A 9,527-nucleotide genomic window follows, 5' to 3' on the forward strand; every position below is an offset into this window, starting at 1 on the left:
TAAGTGCTACTTAAATAGTAACAGTTATTACTTAAGAGTAACCTGCAAATTTAGAATCGACAAAATCTAAACAATCTGTGCGTATCCGCTTTGACCAATAAAATCTTTAAGCTCGGTCAAAAGAACCATGCTACGTCCATCAATTCTGGTAGGAATTTCCATGCGCATAGCATCGCCCATATCTGTTTCTACCCTAATCTCAATACAGTCCATGCCGGGATAGCGCGAGAAGATCTGTCCAAGTGTCTCGATAGCCTGTCTTTGAAGTTGAGAAGCAGGCATATGAATAACGAGTGTCTTTGGTGTGTTGTTAGCACTGTTAAGCTCAATAGGATTAACTTCTTGAGCAATAACCTGGTCTCCTCTATCAGAGCGCTCAAGCTTTCCAAGAACAGAAATGAAGATGTCGCTCTGGCTCTCACCAGTCTCTGGGTCAACATCTCCAGCAAGAAGTCTTGCAGCCTTCTTGTAGAGCTTAGGGAACATGACAATAGTGACGCTACCCTCCATGTCTTCAAGCGTAACAATTGCCATTGGGTCGCCGTTTTTAGTAGTGCGCTTCATAACATTAGTAACCATGCCCGCAAAGCGAATAGGTTTACCTTCTGGAACTTTGAACTGCTGAGACATAGCACCGTTAGGAAGCTGAACCTCTACATTCTCTTCAATTTCTGCAAGGGCATAATCTCTGCTCTTAGCGAGGGCATACTCATATGGACGAAGCGGATGATCAGAGACATAAATACCTAAAACTTCGTACTCTTTGGTAAGCTTGAATCGCCTATCCCACTCAACGCCGTCTGGCTCTGGGACACTATCACTAAAGCCAGAACCCTCTACCTCTGCAAACATATCAAACATAGAGAACTGACCAACAGCCTTATCTTTTTGACGCTTAGTAGCAGCATCGATAATGTTTTGTGGGTTGTTCTTATCCACAAAACTCATCATCTGCATACGGGTATAGCCTGTTGAGTCAAAAGCTCCTGCCTTGATAAGAGCTTCAACAACGTTGCGCTTTGCCTGACTTGCGTCAACACGATCGACAAAATCGTGGATATTGGCAAAAGGACCGCCTTTTTGGCGCTCAAGCATAATAGCTTCACCAACACCGGCTCCTACGCCACGGATTCCTGCAAAGCCAAAACGAATACCCTCTTTAGTAGCCGTAAAGTCTTTACCGGACTCGTTAATATCTGGCGGAAGAATCTTGATGCCCTCATGACGGCATGCGCTTACGTAGTGAACAATCTTATCTGTCTTGCCCATGTACGAGGTAAGAACTGCTGCCATAAACTCATGTGGATAATGCGCTTTAATCCATGCGGTCTGCATAACAAGAATTGCATAGCCAGCAGAGTGAGACTTGTTGAATGCATAAGATGCGAACTCAAGAACATCGTCCCAAATGCTTTCTGCAACCGAACGATCAAATCCATTACGAACTGCGCCGTTTTTCCAGTGAGCCTCCATGGTCTCATCAGTACCGTCATCCCAGTGCTGGACAACTTCCTGCATGAGTTTGATCTTCTTTTTTGCTACTGCTTTTCTGACCTTGTCAGACTCGCCTGCGGTAAAACCAGACATCTTCATAGAAATCTGCATAACCTGCTCTTGGTAGACCATGGTTCCGTAGGTTTCTTCCAAGATATCGTGAAGACGTGGATCGTAATCTTTGACTTCTTCTCTACCGTTCATACGGTTGATATAGCTGGTAACCATACCTGCGTTAAGAGGACCAGGACGATACAAGGCGATAAGTGCGACGATATGCTTATATTCTGTTGGCCTCATACCCTTAATGGTTGCAGTCATACCTGCAGACTCAACCTGGAAAACGCCAGCAGTTCTACCTTCTCTAAGAAGTCTATAAATTTCTGGATCAGTAAACGGAATGTTATCTACATCGATATCAATACCGTAGTTATCCTTCACGTTTTTGATTGCACGAGAAATAACCGTTAGAGTTCTTAATCCCAAGAAGTCCATCTTAAGAAGGCCCATGTCTGCAACAGAGTGGCCCTCATACTGCGTAATCTCTACGCCGCCCTTGGTATCTACCTTGGTAGGAACGTGGTCATTTACAGGCGTAGGAGCAATCAAAACTGCACAAGCATGCACACCCTCACCACGATGCAAGCCCTCAATAGACAGAGCAGCATCAATGATTCTTCTCGCATCAGGGTCATTCTCGTACGCATCTTCAAAATCAGCAGAATACTGATCAGCGCCTTTTTGGCCTTCTTGAGCCTTATGAAGAACAAACTTAAGGTGAGCGTTAGGATCTCCTGGAATCATCTTAGAGAGGCGCTGACCCATATAAACGGGGTAACCCAGAACGCGGCACGCGTCATTTATTGCCTGTTTTGCCTTGATGGTTGAATACGTAATAACGTGAGAAACACGCTCAGATCCATAAATCTGACGGACGTGCTCAACAACCTCAAGACGACGCTCATCGTCGAAGTCCATATCAATATCTGGCATCTCTGAACGCTGCGGAGACAAAAACCTCTCAAACATGAGGCCATTCTCAAGAGGGTCAAACGAGGTAATATCCATAGCGTATGCAACAATAGCGCCTGCTGCAGAACCACGACCAGGGCCTACGCCAATACCATTCTCTTTTGCCCAGCGAACATACTCCTGAACAATTAAGAAGTAATCTGCAAAGCCCTTTTTGCAGATGATGTCATATTCATACTCAAAACGGTCTTTAACGTTAATCTCATTGATAACAACGTTTTGCCAATCATCTCCATAACGTCTTGCAAGACCAAGCTCGCACTCTTTTCTAAAGCGTTCCTCTGAGGTCTCCCCCTCTGCCAAGTCTGGGAACTTTGGCAGATACATATGGGTCCAATCCAGCTCATAGTTGCACTTATTTGCAACCTCAATGGTGTTCTCGATAGCTTCTGGACACCACGAGAAGATCTGGCGCATTTCTTGCTCATTCTTAAGGTAGAACTCGCTGCCTGTCATGCGCTTGCGGTTCTCATCATCAACACGAGCGCCCGAGCCAATGCAGGAAGCAATATCTTGAACGCTTGCATCCTCTTTAGTGAGATAGTGGTTATCGTTGGTAGCAACTACCTTAATACCAAGGTCATGACCCATCTTTACAATACGCTCAGCAAGGGTTCTATCGGTATAGCCGCCCCAGCTTGGATCAGACAAACCGTGGTCTTGAATCTCTAGGTAGAAATCATCTCCAAAGATATCTTGATAGATTTTTGCCCAACGCTCTGCTTCTTCTGGACGACCTTCAAACAACATACGAGGAATGATGCCAGAAACACAAGCTGAAGTGCAGATAATTCCCTCGTGATAACGCTTGAGCATCTCAAGCGTAGTACGTGGTTTGTAATAGAACATATCTTTTGAGCCAGCCTCTGACATCATCTTCATCAGGTTGACATAACCGGTCTCATTTTTAGCAAGCAGGATAAGGTGATACCGTACCTGCTTAGTACCCTTCTCAATACAATCATCAAGAATGAAATAAGCTTCACAGCCAAAAATTGGCTTAATGAGTGGAGATGGTTTATTGGCCTTTACGGCCTCAATATCATGTGTTTGATTCCAAATTTGAACGTCAGAAGCCCACTGAGCATGAACCTTATCATGCTCACCAGCATTGGGATCATCTACAGGAGGCTCTTCTAGATCCCAGCCCTTTTCAAAACATTCCACATCATGGCACCACTGGCCAAAGTCTTTAAGCGCCTCATTGTACTTGCGGCATGCAAGGTCAAAATCTGGAATTCCAAAGAGATACCCATGGTCAGTAAGAGCAAGTGCTGGCATACCAAACTCTACAGCTTTACTAACCATGTCTGGGACACGACTAGCTCCATCAAGAATGGAAAAATCTGAGTGGTTGTGGAGGTGAACAAATGCCATCTTTTTCAACGCTCTTCTCTTTGTGCTTCAAAATTTGTTCTTTTACCAAGGGCTCTTAATTTCTTTGTATAGTGTAGCCGATTCGCCGGACAATAACTACTAATACAAACATATGTTCTATGTGCTAATACTTCTATTGCCGCTGGTAAATTGGATGAAAATATTTTCTCGCCAATTTCATAACGTCACAAAATCTCTCTTAATTGGCGTGGACCACCTGCTCAAAAAATTTCTCAAAATAAAAGTTTCAAACTGGTAACTCTTAGACTAGGGACACCTTAATTGGGAATATAGTTTTTGTATTACCTATTCCAGTTAAGGAGATCACATGGATCAGATGAAAAGCATTTCCTTTGACGACATTACAGCGGCTCAGAAGAACTTTGAGTCCGACCGCGCTCACACAGTAGCTAAGAATGCTGCTACCAGCGCTGGTGTTAGAAAAGCAGCTCGTGTGCCAGAGGGCGTTGCCCTTAATCCTCTTACCTTTGATGTTGAGGTAAAGCAGGGTGACCGCACTAACCAGAAGCGCTCTGGTCGTTGCTGGATGTTTGCATCGCTCAATACGTTTAGATACCGCATCATCAAGAAATACAACCTCTCCACTTTTGAGCTTTCCCAGGCATATCCACTGTTTTGGGACAAGATGGAGAAGTCCAACTGGTTCCTTGAGAACATTCTGGATACCCTTGATGAGCCTCTAAATGGCCGTCTTGTATCCTTCCTGCTTACCGACCCAATTGGCGACGGTGGCCAGTGGGATATGTTTAAGAGCCTCGTAAAGAAGTACGGTGTAGTTCCAAAGAGCGCTATGCCAGAGACTGCTAACTCCTGCAACACCCACGAGATGGACGCATACCTTACCCGCTATCTTCGTAGTGCTGCAAAGCGTCTTCGTGAGACCGCAACAGCTGGCGAGTCCCTCGAGTCTCTGCGCGAGATGAAGAAAGAGATGATGGAGGACGTCTACACGCTGCTGGTAACTTGCCTGGGTCAGCCTCCTGTATCTTTTGAGGCACGCCTGCGCGATAAGGACGACAACCTCGCTCTTTCTGGCACCTTTACCCCTCAGGAGTTCTTCGCTGAGACTGTTGATATGAATCTTGATGATTACATCTCAATCATCTCTGCACCAACCGCAGATAAGCCTTTCAACCACACCTATACCGTTTCCCGCTTGGGCAACGTTGTTGAGGGTGGCGGCGTTCGTTACCTCAACCTTGAGATTCCTGAGCTCAAGCGCCTTGCTGTGGCTCAGCTTAAGGACAACCTGCCTGTCTGGTTTGGTTGTGACGTTGCTCAGTCCTACCTTCGTGAAGAGGGCATCATGGATACCCGTGCGCTTGACGTTGACGGCCTCTTTGGCTTCCCTGTTGAGGGCGCACTTGACCGTGCTGAGCGCCTTGACTACGGCGAGTCTCTGATGACTCACGCTATGGTTCTTGAGGGTGTTAACTTTGACGCAGAGGGCAACACTACCCTTTGGAAGGTTGAGAACAGCTGGGGTAAAGACCACGGCCGCGATGGCTTTGATACCATCTCTGACCCTTGGTTTGACGAGTACGTCTACCAGATTGTTGTTGACAAGAAGTACCTCACTCCTGAGCAGCTCAAGACCTTTGAGACCGAGGAAGCAACCGTCCTCGAGCCATGGGACCCAATGGGCTCTCTTGCAACGCTTCGCTAAGGTACAAACCATCTGGCGAGAAGATCGGTCTTCTCGCCAGGTTTTTTCTAAACGCTACAAACAAAAGGAGCCTCAATGGCTGATCAGACCGTAAATCCACAGTGGGCAAACGAGGAAACCGCTGCATTTAGTGCAGACCGTGCTAACCGCGTTGCTCGCAACTCCGTAACCTCTATGGGCGTTTCCGCAGCTGCTCGCGACATCACCACCATGCGCACCTACGCTGACACCTACGGTGTTGCTGTTGCAAAGACGGGCGACGTCACCAACCAGCGTCAGAGCGGTCGCTGCTGGATGTTCTCTTCTTTCAATGTGCTTCGCCAGGAGGCAATCAAGAAGCTTGACGTTGATACCTTTGAGTTCAGCCAGGCATATGGCATGTTCTACGACAAGCTTGAGAAGGCAAACTCTGCACTTGAGTACATCATTCAGACTGCTGACCAGCCAACCGATTCTCGTGTTGTCAACACACTTCTGACCGAGGGCATTGGCGATGGCGGCTACTACTCATTTGCTATGAGCTTGGTTGAGAAGTACGGCCTGGTTCCTAAGGACGCCATGCCAGAGACTGCTTGCTCCAAGAACTCTACACAGATGGATGAGCGCATTGACCGCCTGTTCAGAAAGAGTGCTGGCGAGCTTCGCGCAGCATACGCAGCTGGCAAGTCTCAAGACGAGCTTCGTGCGCTTAAGCAGGAGCAGCTCAAGGGCTTCCACCAGATTCTGTCCGTCTGCCTCGGCGAGCCACCTCTGACCTTTGATTTTGAGTGCAAGGTTGGCAAAAACGCACAGGTAGATAAGGCAAAGCTTTCTCCTGTTGAGCCAAGCAAGGCTTCTGACAACAAGGACAAAAAGGACGGCGAGAAGGACGAGGAGGGCACTCAGATTCTTCGCGACTTTGGCATTACTCCTCTTGAGTTTGCTGAGCGCTATTGTGGCGTTGATCCTCGTGGCTTTGTCCAGCTCATTTCTGTCCCAAGCAAGAAGTATCCTTACGGCAAGGTATATCACCCAACCTTCATCGATACCGTTTTAGGCGGCATTAAGACTCGCTTCTTAAACGTTGAGCCAGAGGTTCTTGAGGCAGCTACCATTGCTTCTTTGAAGGATGGCAACCCTGTCTGCATGGCCTGCGACGTTATGCAGGAGTTCCCTCGCCACAATGAGGACTTCAACTACGTCCTCTCAACCGACACCATGGATTACAACGGCCTCTTTGGCGTTGATTTTGACATGGATCGCGCCTCAATGATTGAGAACTATGAGACTTCCCTTACCCACGCAATGACCTTCCAGGGTGTTGAGCTTGATAAGGACGGCAAGGCTAAGCAGTGGCGCATTGAGAACAGCTGGGGTAAGGACTCCGGTAAGGACGGCTACCTCATCATGAGCGCAGACTGGTTCCGCCTCTACGGTGGCGAGGCTGATGTTCGTCGTCAGTACGTTCCAGAGGACCTGCTCAAGGTTTGGGACGAGGGCGAAGATGTCCAGATTGATTTCTGGGAGAACCTTGGCTACTCCCTTGGTGGCCGTAACCGCAAGTAAGGTACGCCACGCTAGATAAATATTATTTCCTTAAGGATAATGAGTTGATGCAACTATTTGCATCAACTCATTTTTTATGTTAAAATGTTAATAAAGGAGGTTCCAATGAAACTAACATCAAAAAAATATTGGATTACTCGTCTTCCTACACTCATCCTATTCTTGATATTTACTTTTCTTAGAAGCGCAGGAATATTACCTGATGATGGCTATACAGTTACGGTGGTTCTATTGTTTCTCATCTTTTGGTATTTCGATGCAAAGGTACAGCAAAATAAGAGGTAATACTTGATGTAAAAAATAATGAGGCGCTTAACTGCGTCTCATTATTTTTTACCACTAGAACAGATCAAAACGCGCCGCGAAGACCTCGGCTGTAATCTTTCCAGCGCTGAGCTCTGTCAACGCGGCCGTAAACGCCGCTTCTTCTCCACACCTAAAGTCTATGGCGAGAAAAACGTCCGCTCCAAACTCTGCTGTTATAATCTTGCCGCCGGTATCTGAGACCAGGCGCTGAATCTGCTCATACAGGTTATACGGGGCCGACAACTCCACCCTCACAACCTGCAGCATTTCCTGAACAGCAGATGCTTCCTCAGCAGCAGCCAAAGCCTCCTGAGTTGCCGCCGTATACGCACGAACAAGTCCACCAGGCCCTAAAAGCGTTCCGCCAAAGTAGCGCGTGACAACGCAGCAGACGTTCTTAAGTCCCGCTCCGCGCAATACCTCCAGCACAGGCATTCCCGCCGTTCTGGAAGGCTCTCCGTCGTCGGAAGCACGCTCTGTACCATCCTCCAGAATCCACGCGGGAACGTTATGGCGGGCGTTGTAGTGCTTCGCTCTGACCCTGGCGAGAAACTCTTGCGCTTCTGACTCTGTTTCTACATGACAAAGCTGGGCTATGAAGCGGCTTTTCCTGTCTTCAAAAAGACCTTCCGCAACAAAGTCCAGCTTGAGTGTCTTGTAGGATGTGTCAGACATGGAGCAACTGCAGCGCCGCAGTTATGCGAGCACACAGACCTTCTCGCCAGCAGAAACCAGCTGGTCTGCAGAGGCAAGAATCTCTACATTGCTGTACTCGCTAGAGTTAGTAATAGCAAGAATGACTACTTCAGGATGACCCGCATCCTTAACCTTATCCAGGTCAAACGTCATGAGTGGCTGACCAACCTCAACGCGCTGATCCTGCTCGACAAGAGCAGTGAAGCCGTCACCCTTCATCTCAACGGTATCAACGCCCACGTGAATCAAGACCTCTTCTCCAGAATCGGCCGTGATGCCAAATGCGTGAACAGTTGGAGTAGTTGCGGTAATAGTGCCCGAGACTGGCGCGTACACAACGCCCTCAGAAGGCCAAATACCCAGACCCTGACCAAGCATGCCACCTGCAAAAACAGGATCAGGAACGTTCTCTAGCGCAACAACTTTTCCGCTTGCTGGTGCATAAATTGTTTTAGCAGTGTAATCAGAAACAACAAGAGCCTCTGGCGCAGCGGTCTTGGAAGATTTCTTGAAAAGATCAAAGAGTCCCATGGTAGTCCTTTCGTGTTTAAGCCTCTTTATCATAGCAGCATTCAAAGTGGCCACCGTTGCTTTTCATGAACACAGCGTGCCAAATTACGCCCCTCTCCGCCTCGCCTCGCTGGACATACGGCGAAAAACCCGCGCCCTTGCAACATCTCATTTACTTGGAGATTGTTTGACTTCAGGACTTCTGAGCTTATGAACGTGATACAATCGCCCATGCAAAGTGGACCAGACAACCGCGGAGTACCCGTCCAGCTAAGTGGAAGGGCGCTATGAGGAAAGTCCGGGCTCCACAGGGCAGGATGCTGGCTAACGGCCAGGCGGGGTGACCCGACGGAAAGTGCCGCAGAAAAGAAGACTCTCACCTGCGCATTCGCGTAAAGAGAAAAGCTGAAACGGTAGTGTAAGAGACTACCAGCATGCTGGCAACAGCGTGGCTTGGTAAACCCCATCCGGAGCAAACGCAAATAGGAGCGCTATGGTGTGGCCCGCACTGCGCTCGGGTTGCGCGCTAGAGACCAGTAGCAATGCTGGTAGTAGATAAATGGTTGTCCGCGACAGAACCCGGCTTATACGTCCACTTTGCCTACTGAATGCAAATCCCCCGCGCGTTTTCTGTGCGGGGGATTATGATTCTGCAGCGTGTTAGCGTCGGCTTTTAGGCCTGGCCCACAAAATAGCGCAGCTTTGGTAGGTTCTGCCGAAGAATCGACATGTTCCTAATCAAGATAGCTAGGCAGTTAGGTGGTCGCACTACCTGATATGCATTTCTATGCATAAACTTAACCTAATATGCTATAAAATGAATAGCGTCATATAAAATATTTAACTATAGGTAAATTTCGCACCTAAGGAACACACTTAA

5 protein-coding genes and 1 other RNA gene are annotated in these 9,527 nt (G+C 47.8%); 3 read left to right on the forward strand and 3 right to left on the reverse strand.

The features are described 5' to 3' along the window. Positions 1-66 precede the first annotated feature (66 nt). The gene (gene dnaE, locus HMPREF1493_RS06215) at positions 67-3,903 is read right to left on the reverse strand and encodes a DNA polymerase III subunit alpha (RefSeq protein ID WP_035428730.1); all 3,837 of its coding nucleotides are present in this window, start codon (positions 3,901-3,903) and stop codon (positions 67-69) included. A gap of 328 nt (positions 3,904-4,231) precedes the next feature. Between dnaE and HMPREF1493_RS06220 the strand changes: the two genes are divergently transcribed. Both HMPREF1493_RS06220 and HMPREF1493_RS06225 read left to right on the forward strand, forming a co-directional pair. Continuing rightward, positions 4,232-5,590: a C1 family peptidase gene (locus HMPREF1493_RS06220; protein ID WP_035428721.1), complete on the forward strand. Its 1,359-nt coding sequence runs from the start codon at positions 4,232-4,234 to the stop codon at positions 5,588-5,590. Between the two features lie 75 nt (positions 5,591-5,665). Then, positions 5,666-7,135: a C1 family peptidase gene (locus HMPREF1493_RS06225; RefSeq protein ID WP_035428722.1), complete on the forward strand. Its 1,470-nt coding sequence runs from the start codon at positions 5,666-5,668 to the stop codon at positions 7,133-7,135. Positions 7,136-7,474: 339 nt separating this feature from the next. On the opposite strand, the gene HMPREF1493_RS06235 is transcribed toward HMPREF1493_RS06225, so the two are convergent. Together HMPREF1493_RS06235 and HMPREF1493_RS06240 are read right to left on the reverse strand one after the other, a co-directional pair. Further along, positions 7,475-8,116: an IMPACT family protein gene (locus HMPREF1493_RS06235; RefSeq protein WP_035428724.1), complete on the reverse strand. Its 642-nt coding sequence runs from the start codon at positions 8,114-8,116 to the stop codon at positions 7,475-7,477. A gap of 21 nt (positions 8,117-8,137) precedes the next feature. Next, complete coding sequence (locus HMPREF1493_RS06240; RefSeq protein ID WP_035428725.1) at positions 8,138-8,668, reverse strand: PTS sugar transporter subunit IIA; 531 nt, start codon at positions 8,666-8,668, stop codon at positions 8,138-8,140. A 214-nt stretch (positions 8,669-8,882) separates the two neighbouring features. On the opposite strand from HMPREF1493_RS06240, the gene rnpB reads away from it, so the two are divergent. After that, an RNA gene (gene rnpB / locus HMPREF1493_RS06910) (RNase P RNA component class A) lies at positions 8,883-9,250 on the forward strand. Positions 9,251-9,527 lie beyond the last annotated feature (277 nt).

The organism is Atopobium sp. ICM42b (assembly GCA_000564995.1).
In the GTDB taxonomy this organism is placed as follows: Bacteria; Actinomycetota; Coriobacteriia; order Coriobacteriales; family Atopobiaceae; genus Lancefieldella.

What these genes read in the sequence shown, in the direction of transcription:
- HMPREF1493_RS06220 (WP_035428721.1), top strand. Translation starts at nt 4,232, where the DNA reads ATGGATCAGATGAAAAGCATTTCCTTTGACGACATTACAGCGGCTCAG.
- HMPREF1493_RS06225 (WP_035428722.1), top strand. Translation starts at nt 5,666, where the DNA reads ATGGCTGATCAGACCGTAAATCCACAGTGGGCAAACGAGGAAACCGCT.
- HMPREF1493_RS06240 (WP_035428725.1), bottom strand. Translation starts at nt 8,668, where the DNA reads ATGGGACTCTTTGATCTTTTCAAGAAATCTTCCAAGACCGCTGCGCCA.
- HMPREF1493_RS06235 (WP_035428724.1), bottom strand. Translation starts at nt 8,116, where the DNA reads ATGTCTGACACATCCTACAAGACACTCAAGCTGGACTTTGTTGCGGAA.
- dnaE (WP_035428730.1), bottom strand. Translation starts at nt 3,903, where the DNA reads ATGGCATTTGTTCACCTCCACAACCACTCAGATTTTTCCATTCTTGAT.